The following is a 17,069-nucleotide window of genomic DNA, read 5'->3' as shown; positions in this document are numbered from 1 at the left end:
ATATCCCCCATGAATTTAGAACCATCGCCCAGCGCTTCTAATTCTCACGATCTTACTATGAATTCACACTTACAGACTGTACAAGACTGCTTGAAAGTTGTGCATGCTGCACTTGAAGATGTAAAGGCCAAAGAAGTTGTTGTGCTTGATGTCAGCGGTATGAGCAATGTTGCTGATGCCATGGTCATTGCCAGCGGTACCTCTACCCGTCACATCAAATCTCTTGCCAACAATGTTGCTGAAGAAGCACGTAAAGCTGGCTTCCGTCCACTTGGCATCGAAGGCGAACGTGATGCTGAATGGATTCTCCTAGACCTCGGATATGTAGTGGTTCACTGCATGCTTCCTACAGCGCGTAAATTCTATGACCTAGAAAGCCTGTGGAGCAATGCTCCTGCAGATTCAGTGGCATAAAACAGATTCTTAAAAAAGCGGCCCATGGAGGCCGCTTTTTTTTATTGGCTCAAAATAAACTTTAACCGAAAAGATTCAAAGGAGTTGCTGTAAATTAGCTTCTGGGTATTTTTGTTTGATCAAATTCTTGGCCTGAGCATAGACCTGATCACTACGTTGTGGGCCATAGAAGTCACAGAATACCTGATATAGACTGGTAATGGCTTGTGCATAAAGTTTTGAAGATACATAGCTCAGCAAATCCGCACTTTTCTGCAATTTCTGAATAGTTTCCTGGAACAAAATCCGGTCTTGTACCAGTTGTTGTGCCAGCTCCCTATAAAAGTCTTGCTGATCTTCTAGCTTGACCTGATCAAGAACTGATTCTCCAAACTCAATATAAGCCTGGTACTGTGCCTTCTGATTAAGAGATACTGCCTCTGTATCTTCAGACTCGATCCATTCACTTTTTTCCAGAATGGTCAGTTCATGCAGTACCTGTTTAAGCATATCTTTCCGGTTCTGCTTAAGCTCTTCTGTAGTACAAATCTCGCTAAGAAAGCGATTCAGTACAAAAGCAGGCTGCCCGCTATATTCCTGTTCCCAATATCCTACGATCTGTTCTAGGTGAGGTCCTTGAAAATAATGCTGTAGCCCACGCTGAATAGCCTGGCGGCGCTGTTCTAGATTGAGCACTTCTGCATTCATGTTATACCCTCCTATCCATTAATGTCGTTTGGTAATGTGATCCGTATCGAAAGTTACATCTCGCTGGAATTCTGGATAAGACAGTTCAGCATGCTCGGTATAGTCCAGACCACGCTGCTCGTGCTGTGCACTCACACGTAAACCACCTAAAATAATATGCAGCACTTTAAATACAATAAATGCCACCCCGAAGCCCCAGGCAAATCCGGCACCAACGCCTACTGCCTGAACAGCAATAATGCTGCTATCAAACATTTTACTTTCATAAAAGATACCCGCAGCTAGCGTCCCCCAAGCACCACAAAAGCCATGTACAGTGACAGCATCCACCACATCATCAATACGCATTTTCTCGAGTAGTGCTGGCAATACACTAACCAGCAACCCTGCTACCAGTCCGGTTATAACAGCAAACATAGGACTCATTGTGGCGCAACCCGCTGTAATCCCCACTAGCCCACCTAAGGAAGCATTAATCGTAGTCCTTATTAAAATTGCTTTACGTCGTACCAGGGCAAATAGCATATAAGCCACTGCCGCCGCACACGCTGCGAGATGGGTATTTAAAGCAATCCGCCCGATGCTGACATCGGCGTTGACTGTAGAAGCGGCATTGAAGCCAAACCAGGCTAACCACAAAATAAAACCACCCAAGGCAATTAAAGGCAGATTATGGCCGGGTAAATAGTGCACTTGACCATTACGGCCAAAACGCCCTATACGTGGACCCAATACAATAATGCCCGCCAAAGCAACCCAGCCACCAATCGAATGCACTACAGTTGAACCAGCAAAATCAATAAAGCCCATGGCTTTGAGCCAGCCTTCACCCTCAAATAGACTCCCCCACGCCCAACTGCCAAAAACTGGATAAATTAAGCCACTCACAAAAGCGGCACTCACCACATAGGCGACAAAATGAATACGCTCTGCCATGGCACCACTGGCAATGGTGGTTGCTGTTGCGGCAAACATCATTTGGAAGAAGAGTAAATTCCAGCTCCAGCTATCTAAATTATCCGGTGCAAAATGTGAGCTACCAAACCACCCGGTATGATTAATCCCGAACATAAGCCCAAAACCTATCAGCCAGAAAACCAGCCCTCCAAGACAGGCATCCATATAATTTTTCATTAAAACATTCACGCTATTTTTACTTCTGACTGAGCCGCTCTCAATCAGTGCAAAACCCGCCTGCATGAAGAACACCAGAATACCGCCCATCACCACCCAGACACTGTCCAGCGATATCCGGATTTCCTGGATATTTTTTACCATTTCTGCTGGTTCAGCTGCATAGATAGGCAAACTCAACAACCCCAGTAATAACCCTAAATATTTTATTTTTGTCATGTAATCCCCCTAGCTCTTAATGAGGAAATAGCAAGAACAATGCCATACAATTTATGAATTTTAAAATTATTTGAAGAAGTAGTTTAATGGTGAACCCATCAAATTTTCATAGATAAATAATTCCTAATTCACAAGATAAATATCCACCTGAAATGAAATATCAATCAATTGTGGTGCATAAGAAATAAGAGCAAAAATAAAAAAACCACCCGAAGGTGGTTTTTTTCTAAATCTTTTAATTCATCTCGACCTTTCTTTTACAAAAGAGGATCTGGAAGAAGATTTTAGGAATTAGTGACCCGTACCATTAATGGCTTTGGTCATATCTTCCACAACTTTCTTGGCATCACCAAAGATCATCATGGTCTTATCGTTATAGAACAGGTCATTGTCCAAACCAGCATACCCTGTTGCCATAGAACGCTTGATCACCAAAATCGTACGTGCCTTGTGCGCTTCCAGAATTGGCATACCGTAAATTGGTGAGCTTGGATCGTCTTTGGCCGCCGGGTTAACCACGTCATTCGCACCGATTACCAGTACTACATCTGTTGCCGGGAAGTCAGAGTTGATCTCATCCATTTCCAGAATGTCTTCATATGGCACGTCAGCTTCAGCCAGCAATACGTTCATATGACCAGGCATACGACCTGCAACCGGGTGAATCGCGAAACGTACAGTCACACCCTGCTCTTTTAACAAGTTCGCCAACTCTTTCACCGCATTCTGTGCACGGCCTTGCGCCATACCATAACCGGGTACAATGACTACACTGTCTGCATTCGACATCAGGAAGCCAGCATCATCTGCAGAACCTGAGCGATGATTACGTTGTACCTGCTCGCCTGCACCCGCTGTTGCTGTTGCGGTTCCACCCATCGCACCACCGAACAGAACGTTGATGATCGAACGGTTCATCGCTTTACACATGATATAAGACAGAATTGCACCTGAAGAACCCACCAGCGAACCAGCAACGATCAGCATGTTGTTTTCTAAAGTAAAACCGATACCTGCAGCTGCCCAACCAGAGAAAGAGTTCAGGAGCGATACCACAACTGGCATATCACCGCCACCGACTGGTGCAATCCATACCCAACCGAATACCAGTGCTAGACCAGTCATTGCCCAGAAGGATGTCATGTTACCAGTCAGGAAGAAGTGAATCCCTGCTGCCAGCATTGCGATAAAGATCAATGCCTGAATTGGTTTTACCCAAGCACCTGAAATGGTTTTTGCCCATTTCTTCGCAGCCAGTTTACCGTAAGCAAATACAGAAGCAGTAAAAGTAATCGCACCGACGAAACACCCCACGAAGAGTTCGAACAAATGCACTTTGCTCATTTCATGGAAAGTTACCCCATTTGCAGCTAAAAGGTCTGGACCCAATTCGATTAACTTGTTGTTATGGATAATCGCAGCAATAGCAATCAGAACTGCGGACAAACCTACCAGAGAGTGCATCAGCGCGACGGTTTCAGGCATTTGAGTCATAGGTACAGTTTTCGCACGGGCAATACCTACGATTGCACCAAGCACCATTGCACCAAGGATCATCCAGATCACCGGATTTTCTGCGACAAAGAAAGTCGTCAATACCGCAATCGCCATGGCAAGCATACCGTAGCGGTTACCTGCAATTGCTGTTTTAGGACCTGACAAACCACGTAGCGTCAAGATAAAGAGAATGGCACCAACCAAATAGAACCAATTTGCATATTCACGAATGAATTCCATCAATTAGCCCTCTTTTTTCTTTTGTTTTGGTTTGAACATTTCCAGCATACGTGCAGTCACGGCAAAGCCACCGAAAATGTTAATGCTCGCCAGGAATACTGCAATTGCGCCAAGTACACTCACCACGTTAATGGTCTGGAAGTCTACGCTGCCTTCAACACCGACCATGGGTAAACCAACAGTCTGAATCATCGCACCCACGATAATGATTGAAGAAAGTGCATTGGTTACCGCCATCAACGGCGTATGCAAAGCTGGAGTCACGCCCCATACCACGTAGTAACCTACAAAGATGGCAAGGACAAAAATCGTAATAGTTTCAACCATGAGTACTCTCCTTAACCACGCTTTAACAGCACTTGGCCGCCGTGAGTGACGAGTAGGGCTTTCTGAATTTCTTCTTCTGGATTGATGGCAAAATTCTTTTCGCTATCAAATAAAGTTTCAACGAAGTTCAAAACGTTACGTGCATACAGTGCAGATGCTTCAGTCGACAAGGTTGAAGGAATATTCGGAATACCCAGAATCTTCACGCCATTTTCAGTCACAACCGTTTCACCGCATTGAGAGCCTTCTACATTACCGCCAGTTTCAACCGCCATATCTAAAATGACTGAACCTGGTTTCATTTTGGCAACGGTCTCGGTACGGATTAAGCGTGGCGCATCACGACCTGGCAATAGTGCAGTCGTGATCACAATATCCGCATTGGAAACTGCTTTATCAACGATGATCGCCTGATCCTTGATATACTGTTCACCTGGCATCCAGCCATAACCATTTTTAGCCGCATCAGCTGCTTTTTGCTGTTCTTCTTCAGACATTGGTACGTCTAACCACTTACCACCCAAAGATTCAACCTGGTCTTTAGCTGTAGGACGCAAGTCGGTTGCTTCTACAACAGCACCGAGACGTTTTGCAGTTGCAATCGCTTGCAGACCTGCAACCCCTACTCCCATGATCACGACACGAGCCGGTTTAACCGTCCCTGCCGCAGTCATCAGCATCGGGAACATGCGCTGGTATTCTGCTGCAGCAAGAAGCACTGCTTTATAACCCGACAGGTTCGCCTGAGAAGACAGGACATCCATGTTTTGCGCACGAGACAAGGTGCGTGGCAAAAGTTCCAATGCAAATGCAGACACATTCTGTGCCGCGAAATGGTCAAGCTCGGTATTGCGGTATGGGTCAAACATCGCCACAACTGTAGCATTCGCAGGTAATTTTTGAATTTCTTCACCCTTCGGTGCACGAACTTTCAAAATCATCTGGCTACCGGTATAGGCATCATCCGTAATTTTTGCACCAACCTGTTCATAAGCGCTATCGATATAGGCAGCTTTTACCCCTGCACCACGTTCGATAATCACGCTATGACCAGCGCTGATCAATTTCTTTACTGTCTCAGGTGTCGCAGCGACACGATGTTCACCGACGACAGTTTCGGCTGGAATTCCGATTTGCATGAGCGTCCCTCAAGCTAATTTTTTCTTAAGTAAACATCGCAAAAACGATGTTTCCCCTCAGAATGTGTTTTTGTTGAATTTTTGGATTCTAATCAAACCATTCCAAAATACTACCCAATATTTATTTAATAAATACCTATATTTTGAACTGATGATTCATAAAAATGATGTTGTCATATATCATTTATAAGTTAGGCCCTGATTTTTTGATCTGCTGAATTTATAAACGATATTCATTCTCTTAAAGGATATTTCCTTTTTTGTTCATTTTTTCTTAGCTTAATTTTTGTTGTACTTTGTTACATTGATCATTCTGACAGTCGTTCCATTTTTTTTGCTGTACTCCTTCCCTTTTCCGCCATGCCAAAATGCTCTAATTTAGGCACTTTTATTGGGCACTTTTTGATTCCTTGACTTCTTTGACAAATTTAACTGAATTATACTGATTCATTTGGAACTCCTGAAAACCATGTTTTCCTATAACTTTTTCCTTTTTTAATCATAAAATTTTTAAATCAGTTGAGTTTAATGTTTCATTTAATTGGCTCTTTTGAGTTATTCTACTCAAGTCTAAAACTACGCTAATAATCGTTAAAAAATAATTTTTGAGTCATTTATTATATTAATACCTTAAACTGGCTCAGCATCATAAATTGTCAAATTTGCACTATATTTGTGCAATAGAATACAGTTTTATCTCTGACTCAATTGCAATGTTTTTCTTCAGTGCCGTTTCGACAACTTAAGATACTTTGTAAGAAAAAAAAGATTAAATACGCATCAGTTATGGTTTTGAAGATATTCAGAGATGGTAATAACTAGATCTGTCTTCAATTTCTGTTGTATTTTTCTACTTTTATCATGTGCTATTTTGACCTATAGTGCCTGCAATCTTTGCATCTTTTTGATGCCATTATCAAAAATAGTCTTCTGCTTCTTATAAGGTAGCTGTCATGAATCCTGCACTGGATATCAGTCAAAATAAGCCTTTGCTCTGGCTGATGGCAATTGCATGTGGTCTATGTGCTGGGGCGAATTATTACTGTCAGCCTCTGATTTCATCAATTCAGCAATATTATCAGGTACCTGAATCGCAAGTCGCCCTGACCGTGACCTTTGCTCAGGTGTCTTATGCACTGGGCCTGCTGTTCATCGTGCCATTGGGTGACATGTTGAATAAGACCAAGCTGATTCCTGCCCTGATGTGGGGGGCTGCGCTGGGACTGATGATCTGTGCCACAGCAATCAATTTGCCCATGCTCTGGTTAGGGACGGTTATCGCCGGTTTATTTTCTGTGGCGGCACAGGTGCTGATTCCTTTAGCGGCCATGACCGTTAAACCGGAAAAAACTGGTGAAGTGATTGGCTTTCTGATGAGTGGTTTACTGGTCGGGATTTTGCTGTCGACCAGTATTGCCGGATTACTCTCTGACTTGTTTCACTGGAAAGTCATCTATGCATTGAGTTCAGTCTCGATGCTGTGCCTGGGAATCTATTTACGTGGGCAGCTACCGACGCTGCCAAAATTCAGAATCAGCTATGCCAGAATTTTCCACTCTATGGGCAGTCTGTTGGCCCAAGAACCACGACTGGTATTTCGTTCTCTTACCGGTGCTTTTGCCTTTGCTGCGATGAGTATTCTGTTTTCTACCATTGCCCTGCTATTGACACAGTCTCCCTTTCATCTGGCAGATGTTATGGTGGGATTAGTCACTTTAGTGGGAGTCTTTGGCGCATTATCAACCCAAATAATTGGGAGATGGGCGGACCGAGGTTATATCAAACTGCTGAGCTGGATTGGCTGTTCAATTCTGGCAGGCAGCTGGCTGTTTCTCTATTTTGGTGGCACATCGTTGATTAGCTATATTGCAGGTTATGCGCTAATTAATTTGGGACTGGCGATTACCCATAGCTGTAACCAGAATGTAATTTTCCGCCTGCGTCCGGATGCCAAATCCCGGATTAACTCTATTTATATGACCCTGTATTTTATTGGAGGTGCCTGTGGCTCTGCAGCGGGAGTATACGCGTGGCATCATGGTGGCTGGAGCATGAGCTGCCTGACTGGATTCATATTTGCACTAGCTGCCACCGTCTTTGCCCTGATTGATCAGTTTTATCATGCGCGTGTAAAAACCAACTAATGATCATCTAATTTACTTGAACCACTGGATAGTAGGCTTTGCCGGAATCCATTACTGCTGCATGTTCCAGCAATATATAGATAAAGGTGTTCAGCAAGGCTGAAAATAGACTACAACTTTCCTGCATCTGCTTGCGACTGAGGGCGCTGGCATAACTCACTCCACCCTGCAGAATTTGTTGCCTTAAAATAGTGAAACGCTTAAAAACTTCTGACAGCATCTTCAATATATCCTGCTGTCCTAGCGCTTGTTGAGCCTCTATTTTTTGTTGCTTCAGCATTTCACGACAATCACTTTGGCTAATCTTATTGTGTTGATAATCCCAAAAGTGCTGAGTGAGATATTGATTATTCAATAGTGCATGCAGCGTAATCTCATAGCGACCCAATAAAATTTGAGAAATTCTTTTCTCCTGATCCTTGCTAAGGATGAGATGGAGAAATTGTGATAAGACCTGCTGATCAAGACTATCTTCATTTTCCTGTATATAAAGAGCATTCAGACCAATCCACAGGCTCAGAAACTGAAAATCATAATCGGCCTGTAACTCTACCGCTTTTCTTAACCAGCTTAGACTGCGTTGAACACGTAGATTGAAATATTCTGAACGCTGAGCTTTTGTTGTTTTGTAAATCTCTTCCAGTAACATCATTATTTTTCTCCTTTTTTTATCCTGTTTTCTTTATCTTAAACTCTTTTACTGTTTAGTAAACTATTCCTTGACCTCTGCATCTATTTGAATGAATTCAATACTTTTTAATTTCCTAGAAAGCTTTCTTGCAGTGCTAGTACTCAGCCATGAAGCCTGATTATTTTTATGCTAATATTGCGCCCTCTTTTACTGGCCGTATCACTGCCGGTGAGCGCCCAAAGCCCCAACGGCGTGCTGTCTCTTCCATTTCTAACTTAAGGCGTGATTTTGAATGACTGATCTCAAGACCATTGAACAACAACTTCAACCACGAATCAGTGTTGCGCCGATGATGGATTGGACCACCAAAGATTATCGTTTCTTTGCACGTCTGTTTAATCCCAATATTATTCTCTATACCGAGATGGTAACGACAGGTGCCATCATTCATGGTGATGCCAAACGTCATCTGGACTTTAATCAGCAAGAACAGCCAGTTGTGTTACAGCTTGGTGGCTCTAATCCCAAAGACCTGGCCACCTGTAGCAAAATGGCACAGGATTGGGGGTATAACGAAGTCAACCTGAATGTCGGCTGCCCAAGTGACCGGGTACAAAACAATAAAATTGGTGCCTGCCTGATGGCGGAGCCTGATCTAGTCGCAGAATGTATTGGTGAGATGCGCAATGCCGTGGATATTCCGGTGACGGTGAAACATCGTATCGGGATTGATGATATGCAGTCTTATGAAGAGATGCTGCATTTTGTCGATACCGTAGCGAAGACGGGTTGTAATAATTTTATCGTGCATGCCCGAATTGCCCTGTTACAAGGCCTATCCCCGAAGGAAAATCGTGAAGTTCCCCCATTACGTTATGAAGATGTTTACCGTTTAAAACAGGAACGTCCTGAGCTGCTGATTGAAATCAATGGCGGGATCAAAACCTATGCGGAAACGGTTGAACACTTAAAACATGTGGATGGCGTGATGATTGGTCGCGAAGCCTATCACAATCCGTATTTACTGGCCGAGTTAGGCCAACTTTGGAATCTTGAAGCTCCTGATCGTTTTGAGATCATGCAACAAATGATGCCGTATATTGCCCAGCGTATGGCAGAAGGTGCACCACTCTCGATTATTAGCCGTCATATTCTGGGCTTGTTCCAGAACTTGCCAGGTGCGCGTAAATGGCGTCAGGCATTAAGCGGTGGTAATGCCAAAACCTTAAAAGATGTAGAAAATGCCTTGTTCAATATTCAGGAGGCGATCAAACGCACTGAAGACTACCTGCTCGAACAGCAAACCCAGAATCTTTAATTTAAAAAGCACCGTTTCCCCGGTGCTTTTTTTTATTAAGGCTTTTTGACTAGAGAATTTATTGGGTATAAGCGGTAATATTTCCCACAGGAATGGGTTCTTCAACCCGCTGTGATGTCGTCCTGGATTCCCGCGTTGCAGCCTCAGTGATCTCATTGACCTTCTCGTTCCGAAAGCCTTCATCTTGTTCGAATTCTGCAGAAATCATAGCCAGTTCCTGCTGTAACTGCTGTTCATAACGCTGAATTTCAACTTCATCAATAAAGGCAAAAGCATCATCTTCCAGCTGCCAGCTATAACCCTGCTCCACCTTCTGGATAGAGACCTTAACTGGAAAAGATTGGCCCTGATACTGTATCTGGGAAATGGCCTGAAAATGATCACCAGAACGTTCCATGATTTTTACATCCATGACTTTTAACCGGTAATGGCGATAATCCAGACTGGAATTAAATTCACGTTGCATCTGAGACTGAATATTGCGCGACAGTTCATCAATAGAGACAAAGTAACTGCAGGAAAACAATAGCAAGGTCAGAAACAATAGACTTATTCTTTTCATACCACCCCCAGTGCTCAAATTAGTGAGGCTGGAAAATAAAAAAATTCTGATTCTTATAGGGTGATTTTATCTTTTTCAAACTGGGCACGAAATAGCCAAAAGTGTCTTTCAAGGTCAAAATACTTGGTTTTCTTTTGAACATTCAGTCAATTCTGCAGAAATAAAAAAGCCCTGACTATGCAGGGCTTTTTTATAAAATAACTTAGAAATCATCATCCTTAGAAGGATCATGATGTAGGGCATCATGAATGGCTTCAACCAGTTGCTGGGCAATTTCCTGTTTGGAAGCCTTTTCCAGATCACGTTTTTCCATATGATAAGATTCTGCAAAGAATACCGTCATGGCATTTTCATCTGAGGCAAAGCCAATATCTGCACGGGAAACGTCATTGCAGGCAATCATATCCAGTTTTTTAGCGACCAGTTTGCCAGCTGCATATTCTTCAATATTTCGTGTTTCTGCGGCAAAGCCAACCATAAATGGACGTTTTTCCTGTTGGGCAATGGTTGCAACGATATCCGGATTTTTGATCAGTGCGACATTCAGCTCATCACCGGCTTTTTTAATCTTATGTTCTGCCACTTGTGCTACGCGGTAATCCGCAACCGCAGCGGTCGCAATGAAAATATCACAGCCCTGTTCTAGCATATGCAGACTTTCATCCAGCATTTTCACGGCTGAGCTGACATTTTTACGTTTGACGCCATTTGGCGTATCCAGCGTCACTGGTCCTGCAATCAGTGTTACATCCGCACCGGCAGCATAACAGGCTGCCGCCAAGGCAAAACCCATTTTTCCGGTACTGTGATTGGAAATATAACGAACCGGGTCAATCGCTTCACGCGTTGGGCCTGCTGTAATCGTGACCCGCTTTCCCGCAAGCTGACCAAATTTTTCTGCAATCGCTCGTTGCGCCTTATGGAAATACCCGGTTACCTGACGTGCCAGATCTTCCGGTTCCGGCATACGGCCCAAACCTACATCACCACAGGCCTGTGAACCTGCATCCGGCATAATCACATGCACGCCATCTTCAATCAAAGTGGCCAAGTTACGTTGCGTCGGCTTGGCTGCCCACATCTGCTGATTCATGGCTGGCGCTACCCAGACCGGTGCGTTGGTCGCCAGATAAAGTGTACTGAGCAAATCATCGGCCAGACCGGCAGCGAATTTGGCCAAAGTATCGCAGCTTGCTGGGGCGACCAGTAACAGGTCCGCCCAGCGTGCCAGTTCAATATGCCCCATGCCTGCTTCAGCTTCTGGATCCAGTAATTCAGTATGGACAGGATTACCCGACAGTGCCTGGAACGTCAGCGGCGTGATAAAGGCCTGTGCGCCTTGAGTCATGACCACACGAACATTAAAACCGGCATCTTTCAGACGACGGACCAGAATTGCACTTTTATAGGCAGCAATACCGCCTGTCACAGCTAAAATAATATTTTTATGAGGAATTACACTTACGTCGAAGCTCACAAACAGGCTACCTTTCTGTTGCAGTGGCGCTCACAATAGCATTAAATAGAATCATGCCCAAGAGACCTTCTTGTGTGAAAAACAATAATTAATAATAAATAAGTCTAATAAACATGCAATTTTCGATTAAACACTGGCCTGAACAGGAACGTCCACGCGAACGCCTGTTACAGTCAGGCCCACAAAGCCTCTCCGATGCCGAATTGCTGGCAATTTTCCTGCGCTCAGGCTCCCAGCGGCATTCCGCAGTGGAACTAGCTCGACTTCTGATTCAACATTTTGGTCATTTAAGTACTCTTTTGGATGCCCCACTGCAAGAGATCAGCCAGTTTCACGGGATGGGTGTCAGTAAATTTACCCAGCTGATGGCTGTTAAGGAACTGGGACGGCGCTATATTGCCGAGCACCTTCGCCAAGATGCATTGGAACTGAATCATTCCCGCAAAATTATGGACTATCTGCGCTTTGAACTCTTAGGAGAAACTCAGGAAGTCTTTGCTGTATTGTGTCTGGATGCCGGGTTAAGAAAAATCAGCTTTAAGAAAATGTTTTATGGCTCGCTTAATTCATGTGAGATTTCGATTAATCAGTTACTACGCCATGCCATTCAGCAACAGGCAACATCGATTGTGATTGCCCATAATCATCCACTCGGTCAGCCTCGACCTTCAGCAGCAGATCTTGAGCTCACTCAGCAGATTGCAAAGGCCTGTCACCTGGTCGAAATCCGCCTGATTGATCACTGTATCATTGCCCGGGAAGGCAGTTTTTCCTTTGCAGAACAGCAACTCATTAATACGGTAAAACCCTGAACGATAGCACTTGACAAAGCAGACACAACTCAACAAGATCATGAAAAAAATTGTGATGATTCCAATAAATGATCGTACGTGACCAACCCAGTATCTTTAAAGTATTATTTTCATGGCGGGGAACGATTTTACCTAAGGTACTGCCGCCTCTAGGCGTGGTCATGCTCATTTCTGCCATTATTGGCGGGCTATCTTATACCAATTATTTACATTTACCGGAATTACCCTTAGTCGGTTTTACCCTGATCGGAGTAGTACTGTCGATTTTCCTTGGTTTCAAGAACTCTGCCGCCTATGAACGCTGGTGGGAAGCGCGCAAACTCTGGGGGATCCTAATTGCCAATGCACGTCATTTTGACCGAGACTGCCGTATGTTGACGCAGGCACGCCGTGAGCGGGTCATCCAGCATGTAATTGTCTTTGCCAATGTACTGCGCGATCGTTTGCGCCATCAGACTGCCAATCCAACCGAACTGGTACAGACCAGTGGTATGAGTCCTCAAGCCCTGCAACAGCTCTATCAACAGGCCAATGCCCCACAGTACACCCTCAGTCTGATTCAATGGGAATTTATGCAGGCCCTGAAAGAAGGCGAAATTTCAGACATCATTTATGCGCAGATGAACCAGCATGTAGCTGAGTTGAGTATTGTACAGACAGGTTGTGATCGGATTGCCACCACACCACTACCTTTCGCCTATTCCGTCTTGCTGAATCGTACCGTATATTTTTTCTGCTTTATGCTGCCATTTAGTCTGGGTTCGACCCTTGGAATGGTGACACCGCTGCTGGTCGGAATTTTGGCTTATACTTTCTTGGGACTGGATGCGCTCAGTTCAGAAATTGAAGAACCTTTTGGTACGCAAAGCAATGACTTACCCCTTGATTCAATGGTACGTACCATTGAAATTGAACTATTGGGTACTTTAGGCAAACCCACCCCCCCACCTATTCAAGCCCAAGATCATAATCTATTATAATAAGTACGATTACAGCTGAACGCAGCTCATATATTCAATTCAAAATTAAAATAATGAAAACAATAAAAATAAGATCTCATGACTATCAAGCAACGGATTCATCGTTATACAACGCAACCGGTGACGCGTCTGGGTGCAACTTTAGCGGCTTTACTGCTTTGTAGCAGAGCCGTGTTCGCATTTGGCTGTGTATTGGCCTGGCAAGATATTTTATTCACTGGATTAGAACAATACTGGATTTTACTGCTTCTCATCAGTTTCATACTGGTATTCGGTCTAAGCTATGACCGGAAACAATATTTCAAATTTCCTTTTCTGATTCAGCAACACCTGATTGATTCGAAACTGGCTCGGGATATCCGTGAAAGAGCCTTACGCAGCTCAGATGCTACAATTATGGGCCAACGTCAGACTCACACGACCCCGCTACGCAAACAGCAGCAACTCCTATTAAAGATCAATGATCATGAAGCCCCATAATGGTTTAATGTCGATCTGAATCAGCTGTTTAACACAGAGTCGTATCTGGATATCCATGTTCAACCAAGTGATGCGCTCATCGGCCAGCAGGTTCTGGTCTATTACCTGAGGCGTACACGCTGGATTGTTCAACTGTATGCACATGATGGAGACCAGAATTTTCAGCATTTGCAGTACTATATCGCGACACCGCTCCGCGGACGGATTTACTTCGACCATATTCCCAGTCGACTCATGCTGGACTTACCAAGAATTGTACATATTCAGGCGAGTCGTGAAGATGACTCTCCAACTTATACGCTTAAGCTGAGTACCAATTATGGTAAGTACTATCGGATGTCCTGCAAGGCAGTACATTTTGACAAGCTGGAACTGGCGCTCGCGAATTTGATCGATTTTCTACGCTATCGAGAATTCAAACATCATCCAGACATCCAGCAGGCGGTAATTTCCCGGAACCATCCTTTTCTTTATCGCAATTTACTGAACTATACGCTTATTGCAGCATTATTACTGATGGCAGCGATTACAACAACTTGGCAACTGGCATTACAGTTTAGCTTTGGCCTGCCTTCTAGGCATAAAAATCCAGCAGCAAAAGCAGTCTCCATTTATTGAAGCCTGACGCCTGTTACCGAAAACTTTCCCAGATGCCCACTTGCCCGTCTTTAACTGTTGGAATATGGCCGAGCTTAATCCAGGGCATATTGTCCCCATGATAATCACTGCCTACAGATACTTTTAGCCCATGTTCAGCAATCATCCGATCTACCATCTGCCGGGTAGAAGCCGGATCAACTGCTGGTGGCAGCTCAACGGCGTCCCCACCGAACCTGGCAAAAATTTCTATCAGGTAACGGTTGTTGGTTGCAGACAGATCATAACGGGTGGGGTGCGCTAGCACTGCAAAACCACCACTGGCATGAATCACCTGAATGGTTTCTTCCAGTCCCAGTCCATCAAACTTCACATAAGCTTTCTTACCTTCCTTGATATATTTATCAAAAGCCTGTTGTGGACGGGTGACTATCCCCTTTTCAACCAGTGTTTTGGCAATATGGGTTCGCGTGACACGGTCTGGAATATTATCAACCTTAGCGACTACATCTGGATAAATATCTTGTCCAATCAATGGTATCAGTAGATCACAAATCTTTTTTGAGCGTTCAGCGCGAATCTGTTTTTGCTGTTCTAAAGCCTGTTGCAATGGCTCAGGATTTTGAACATCTAACGCCACAATATGCACGCCATAATTCTTCTTGGTGGCCGGACGTGACCATTGACTGGAGATTTCTACCCCAGAAATGATCTTAATTTCGTGATCTTTAGCGGCTTCACGCGCCAGCTCTAAACCGTCCATGGTGTCATGATCAGTCAAGGCCAGCGTATGGATAAAGCTCGCTGCCGCGGCCTCAACCAGCTGCTGTGGACTTAAGGTTCCATCAGAAATATTGCTGTGTGTATGTAAATCTACGCCGTGCATCTCTATACTATGACATTTATTTGATCAGATTTAGATACTCTAACATGAAAGCACTTTTAGACTTTGTGCCACTCATTATTTTCTTTTATTTATATAAGACAGTAGATCCTAAAGACACCAACCATCCATTACTCCAGCTGATTGGCTCCGCAGGCGGTGTCGACAATAACAATATTCTTGTGGCAACCACAGGTCTGATCATTTCCATGTTAGTGGTCTATGGCGCGTTATTTGTTTCACAGAAATTCCGTCTGGACAAACAGCAATGGATCGTATTGTTTATGACAGTAATCTTCGGTGGAATCACTTTAATACTCAGTGATGATTTCTATATCCGCTTAAAAGCTGTCTTGCTAAATCTGGTTTTTGCTGGCGTATTCCTGCTTTCACCATGGTTCAGTAAAGATAAAAAACCATTAATCCAACGTCTGTTTGGACCAGTTTTTAATTTAACTGAAAAAGGCTGGTTTAAGCTCAACTATGCTTGGGCAGCAATGTTTGCGGTGATGTCTTTCTTACATTGCTTCTTTGCCTATATCTTTATGGATGGAAAATATTGGGGAGAATTTACCGCATTTGGTGACATGATCGTGATGTTTTCCTTTATCATTATTCAGTTCATTGTATTGCGCAAATACTTTAAAACTGCTGAATAAAAGTTAGACTAAGTCATCGAGAACTGCCATGCCATTATTTGTTGTCAGCTGTACCGATCAGGAAGGTACTGTCGAAAAACGCCTTGCGATTCGTCCTCAACATCTTGCACGTCTGCAAAAATTAAATGATGAAGGTCGTTTAATCGTTGCCGGCGCGATGCCAAAAGAACCAGGTAATCCTCAAGCAGGTTTTTATGGCAGCACCATCATTGTGGACTTTGACAGCCGTGAAGCATTGGAGGAATGGTTACAGGAAGAGCCATTCTTAAAAGAAGGCGTCTATGCGCATATTGACGTTAAACCATTCAATAAAGCATTCCCACAAGGATAAGGTTCATGCACGCTGTAATTGCCAGTTTAATCGGTTTATCTTTTGCCTGTACAACTGCTTGGGCAGTTGAAGCAACATTGGCAGCGGAATCTGCTGCCCCAGCGCAAAATACACCAGCAACTGTGCAACCCGCGGTAGCCAATACGCCACCGCAAACACTGTCTGCCAATAAACCTGGCATCATGCCAGTGGCTGCTTCGAATAATCCTCTTGTTCAAAATCCTGCTGCCAAGCCATTGACTGCAGAAGATATTGCACAGAACAAAGCTCAGCAAGATGCCAAAGTGAAGGCTTTGGTCAAAGATCAGGCGACACGTCTGCAACAACTGGAAAAAGCCAATCTTGAAGCATTGACCCAGAATCAGGAACTACAGCTGAAAAACGATAATCTCGGCGTTCAGGTGAAGGTGCTACAAAGTGAACGTAGTGCACAAATGTTTCTTTACGGTGCTGCGACATTGGCAGTTGGGGTACTACTTGGCTTCCTGATCGCGAGTTATGTTTATACCAAACGCCGTCGTCAGTGGTAAGCTATTCC

Annotated in this window: 20 protein-coding genes; 10 read left to right on the top strand and 10 right to left on the bottom strand. The window is 44.0% G+C overall.

The window, feature by feature from the left end:
- Positions 1-9 precede the first annotated feature (9 nt).
- The gene (gene rsfS / locus F955_RS03410) at positions 10-414 is read left to right on the top strand and encodes a ribosome silencing factor (protein ID WP_004816041.1); all 405 of its coding nucleotides are present in this window, start codon (positions 10-12) and stop codon (positions 412-414) included.
- A gap of 75 nt (positions 415-489) precedes the next feature.
- Here rsfS and F955_RS03405 read toward each other — a convergent pair whose 3' ends face one another.
- The 5 genes from F955_RS03405 to F955_RS03385 form a co-directional block, all read right to left on the bottom strand.
- Positions 490-1,101, bottom strand: coding sequence for a hypothetical protein (locus F955_RS03405; protein WP_004891387.1), 612 nt, complete (start codon positions 1,099-1,101; stop codon positions 490-492).
- A gap of 18 nt (positions 1,102-1,119) precedes the next feature.
- A complete protein-coding gene (locus F955_RS03400) occupies positions 1,120-2,454 on the bottom strand; it encodes an ammonium transporter (protein WP_004891384.1) in 1,335 nt (444 codons plus the stop codon).
- Between the two features lie 291 nt (positions 2,455-2,745).
- Positions 2,746-4,191: an NAD(P)(+) transhydrogenase (Re/Si-specific) subunit beta gene (locus F955_RS03395; RefSeq protein ID WP_004891381.1), complete on the bottom strand. Its 1,446-nt coding sequence runs from the start codon at positions 4,189-4,191 to the stop codon at positions 2,746-2,748.
- Positions 4,192-4,194: 3 nt separating this feature from the next.
- Positions 4,195-4,518, bottom strand: coding sequence for a proton-translocating transhydrogenase family protein (locus F955_RS03390; RefSeq protein WP_004783638.1), 324 nt, complete (start codon positions 4,516-4,518; stop codon positions 4,195-4,197).
- An 11-nt stretch (positions 4,519-4,529) separates the two neighbouring features.
- Positions 4,530-5,657: a Re/Si-specific NAD(P)(+) transhydrogenase subunit alpha gene (locus F955_RS03385; protein ID WP_004891379.1), complete on the bottom strand. Its 1,128-nt coding sequence runs from the start codon at positions 5,655-5,657 to the stop codon at positions 4,530-4,532.
- Positions 5,658-6,610: 953 nt separating this feature from the next.
- Between F955_RS03385 and F955_RS03375 the strand changes: the two genes are divergently transcribed.
- Positions 6,611-7,801, top strand: coding sequence for an MFS transporter (locus tag F955_RS03375; protein WP_004891376.1), 1,191 nt, complete (start codon positions 6,611-6,613; stop codon positions 7,799-7,801).
- Between the two features lie 7 nt (positions 7,802-7,808).
- Here the strand turns inward: F955_RS03375 and F955_RS03370 are convergent, their stop codons facing one another.
- The gene (locus F955_RS03370; protein ID WP_004891373.1) at positions 7,809-8,453 is read right to left on the bottom strand and encodes a hypothetical protein; all 645 of its coding nucleotides are present in this window, start codon (positions 8,451-8,453) and stop codon (positions 7,809-7,811) included.
- 271 nt (positions 8,454-8,724) lie between these two features.
- Here F955_RS03370 and dusA point away from each other — a divergent pair, with 271 nt between their 5' ends.
- Positions 8,725-9,750, top strand: coding sequence for a tRNA dihydrouridine(20/20a) synthase DusA (gene dusA / locus F955_RS03365; protein ID WP_004816026.1), 1,026 nt, complete (start codon positions 8,725-8,727; stop codon positions 9,748-9,750).
- Between the two features lie 58 nt (positions 9,751-9,808).
- On the opposite strand, the gene F955_RS03360 is transcribed toward dusA, so the two are convergent.
- The gene (locus F955_RS03360) at positions 9,809-10,312 is read right to left on the bottom strand and encodes a hypothetical protein (RefSeq protein ID WP_004891368.1); all 504 of its coding nucleotides are present in this window, start codon (positions 10,310-10,312) and stop codon (positions 9,809-9,811) included.
- Positions 10,313-10,514: 202 nt separating this feature from the next.
- The gene (gene coaBC, locus F955_RS03355) at positions 10,515-11,789 is read right to left on the bottom strand and encodes a bifunctional phosphopantothenoylcysteine decarboxylase/phosphopantothenate--cysteine ligase CoaBC (protein WP_004891364.1); all 1,275 of its coding nucleotides are present in this window, start codon (positions 11,787-11,789) and stop codon (positions 10,515-10,517) included.
- A 113-nt stretch (positions 11,790-11,902) separates the two neighbouring features.
- Between coaBC and radC the strand changes: the two genes are divergently transcribed.
- The 3 genes from radC to F955_RS03340 all read left to right on the top strand — a co-directional run bounded on the left by radC (position 11,903) and on the right by F955_RS03340 (position 14,061).
- Entirely contained in the window at positions 11,903-12,601 is a 699-nt protein-coding gene (radC, locus tag F955_RS03350) for a RadC family protein (RefSeq protein ID WP_004891361.1), read from the top strand.
- A 68-nt stretch (positions 12,602-12,669) separates the two neighbouring features.
- Positions 12,670-13,581, top strand: coding sequence for a bestrophin family protein (locus tag F955_RS03345; RefSeq protein ID WP_004816019.1), 912 nt, complete (start codon positions 12,670-12,672; stop codon positions 13,579-13,581).
- A gap of 78 nt (positions 13,582-13,659) precedes the next feature.
- A complete protein-coding gene (locus F955_RS03340; RefSeq protein ID WP_004891357.1) occupies positions 13,660-14,061 on the top strand; it encodes a hypothetical protein in 402 nt (133 codons plus the stop codon).
- Here F955_RS03340 and F955_RS03335 read toward each other — a convergent pair.
- Positions 14,032-14,205 (bottom strand): hypothetical protein, encoded by a 174-nt coding sequence (locus F955_RS03335; protein WP_212749518.1) that lies wholly within the window; start codon positions 14,203-14,205, stop codon positions 14,032-14,034. The genes F955_RS03340 and F955_RS03335 overlap by 30 nt on opposite strands.
- 24 nt (positions 14,206-14,229) lie before the next feature.
- Here F955_RS03335 and F955_RS03330 point away from each other — a divergent pair, with 24 nt between their 5' ends.
- On the top strand, positions 14,230-14,679 hold the full coding sequence (locus F955_RS03330) for a hypothetical protein (RefSeq protein ID WP_228127673.1): 450 nt from the start codon (positions 14,230-14,232) through the stop codon (positions 14,677-14,679).
- 13 nt (positions 14,680-14,692) lie between these two features.
- On the opposite strand, the gene F955_RS03325 is transcribed toward F955_RS03330, so the two are convergent.
- Positions 14,693-15,544, bottom strand: coding sequence for a PHP domain-containing protein (locus F955_RS03325; RefSeq protein WP_004891349.1), 852 nt, complete (start codon positions 15,542-15,544; stop codon positions 14,693-14,695).
- Between the two features lie 44 nt (positions 15,545-15,588).
- Here F955_RS03325 and F955_RS03320 point away from each other — a divergent pair, with 44 nt between their 5' ends.
- The 3 genes from F955_RS03320 to F955_RS03310 are packed head-to-tail and all read left to right on the top strand — an operon-like array spanning position 15,589 to position 17,061.
- The gene (locus F955_RS03320; RefSeq protein ID WP_004816013.1) at positions 15,589-16,200 is read left to right on the top strand and encodes a septation protein IspZ; all 612 of its coding nucleotides are present in this window, start codon (positions 15,589-15,591) and stop codon (positions 16,198-16,200) included.
- A 28-nt stretch (positions 16,201-16,228) separates the two neighbouring features.
- Entirely contained in the window at positions 16,229-16,531 is a 303-nt protein-coding gene (locus tag F955_RS03315; RefSeq protein WP_004816011.1) for a YciI family protein, read from the top strand.
- A gap of 5 nt (positions 16,532-16,536) precedes the next feature.
- Positions 16,537-17,061: an SH3 domain-containing protein gene (locus F955_RS03310; protein ID WP_004891346.1), complete on the top strand. Its 525-nt coding sequence runs from the start codon at positions 16,537-16,539 to the stop codon at positions 17,059-17,061.
- Positions 17,062-17,069 lie beyond the last annotated feature (8 nt).

Origin of the sequence: Acinetobacter schindleri CIP 107287 (assembly GCF_000368625.1) — a bacterium.
GTDB classification, from domain to species: domain Bacteria; phylum Pseudomonadota; class Gammaproteobacteria; order Pseudomonadales; family Moraxellaceae; genus Acinetobacter; species Acinetobacter schindleri.
Note: the sequence above shows the minus strand (reverse complement) of the source record. Positions and strands in the feature narration are given on the sequence as shown.

What these genes read in the sequence shown, in the direction of transcription:
- F955_RS03395 (WP_004891381.1), bottom strand. Translation starts at nt 4,191, where the DNA reads ATGGAATTCATTCGTGAATATGCAAATTGGTTCTATTTGGTTGGTGCC.
- F955_RS03360 (WP_004891368.1), bottom strand. Translation starts at nt 10,312, where the DNA reads ATGAAAAGAATAAGTCTATTGTTTCTGACCTTGCTATTGTTTTCCTGC.
- F955_RS03390 (WP_004783638.1), bottom strand. Translation starts at nt 4,518, where the DNA reads ATGGTTGAAACTATTACGATTTTTGTCCTTGCCATCTTTGTAGGTTAC.
- F955_RS03370 (WP_004891373.1), bottom strand. Translation starts at nt 8,453, where the DNA reads ATGATGTTACTGGAAGAGATTTACAAAACAACAAAAGCTCAGCGTTCA.
- F955_RS03325 (WP_004891349.1), bottom strand. Translation starts at nt 15,544, where the DNA reads ATGCACGGCGTAGATTTACATACACACAGCAATATTTCTGATGGAACC.
- F955_RS03385 (WP_004891379.1), bottom strand. Translation starts at nt 5,657, where the DNA reads ATGCAAATCGGAATTCCAGCCGAAACTGTCGTCGGTGAACATCGTGTC.
- dusA (WP_004816026.1), top strand. Translation starts at nt 8,725, where the DNA reads ATGACTGATCTCAAGACCATTGAACAACAACTTCAACCACGAATCAGT.
- F955_RS03315 (WP_004816011.1), top strand. Translation starts at nt 16,229, where the DNA reads ATGCCATTATTTGTTGTCAGCTGTACCGATCAGGAAGGTACTGTCGAA.
- radC (WP_004891361.1), top strand. Translation starts at nt 11,903, where the DNA reads ATGCAATTTTCGATTAAACACTGGCCTGAACAGGAACGTCCACGCGAA.
- F955_RS03400 (WP_004891384.1), bottom strand. Translation starts at nt 2,454, where the DNA reads ATGACAAAAATAAAATATTTAGGGTTATTACTGGGGTTGTTGAGTTTG.
- F955_RS03310 (WP_004891346.1), top strand. Translation starts at nt 16,537, where the DNA reads ATGCACGCTGTAATTGCCAGTTTAATCGGTTTATCTTTTGCCTGTACA.
- F955_RS03320 (WP_004816013.1), top strand. Translation starts at nt 15,589, where the DNA reads ATGAAAGCACTTTTAGACTTTGTGCCACTCATTATTTTCTTTTATTTA.
- F955_RS03340 (WP_004891357.1), top strand. Translation starts at nt 13,660, where the DNA reads ATGACTATCAAGCAACGGATTCATCGTTATACAACGCAACCGGTGACG.
- rsfS (WP_004816041.1), top strand. Translation starts at nt 10, where the DNA reads ATGAATTTAGAACCATCGCCCAGCGCTTCTAATTCTCACGATCTTACT.
- F955_RS03345 (WP_004816019.1), top strand. Translation starts at nt 12,670, where the DNA reads ATGATCGTACGTGACCAACCCAGTATCTTTAAAGTATTATTTTCATGG.
- F955_RS03375 (WP_004891376.1), top strand. Translation starts at nt 6,611, where the DNA reads ATGAATCCTGCACTGGATATCAGTCAAAATAAGCCTTTGCTCTGGCTG.
- F955_RS03335 (WP_212749518.1), bottom strand. Translation starts at nt 14,205, where the DNA reads ATGTGCATACAGTTGAACAATCCAGCGTGTACGCCTCAGGTAATAGAC.
- F955_RS03405 (WP_004891387.1), bottom strand. Translation starts at nt 1,101, where the DNA reads ATGAATGCAGAAGTGCTCAATCTAGAACAGCGCCGCCAGGCTATTCAG.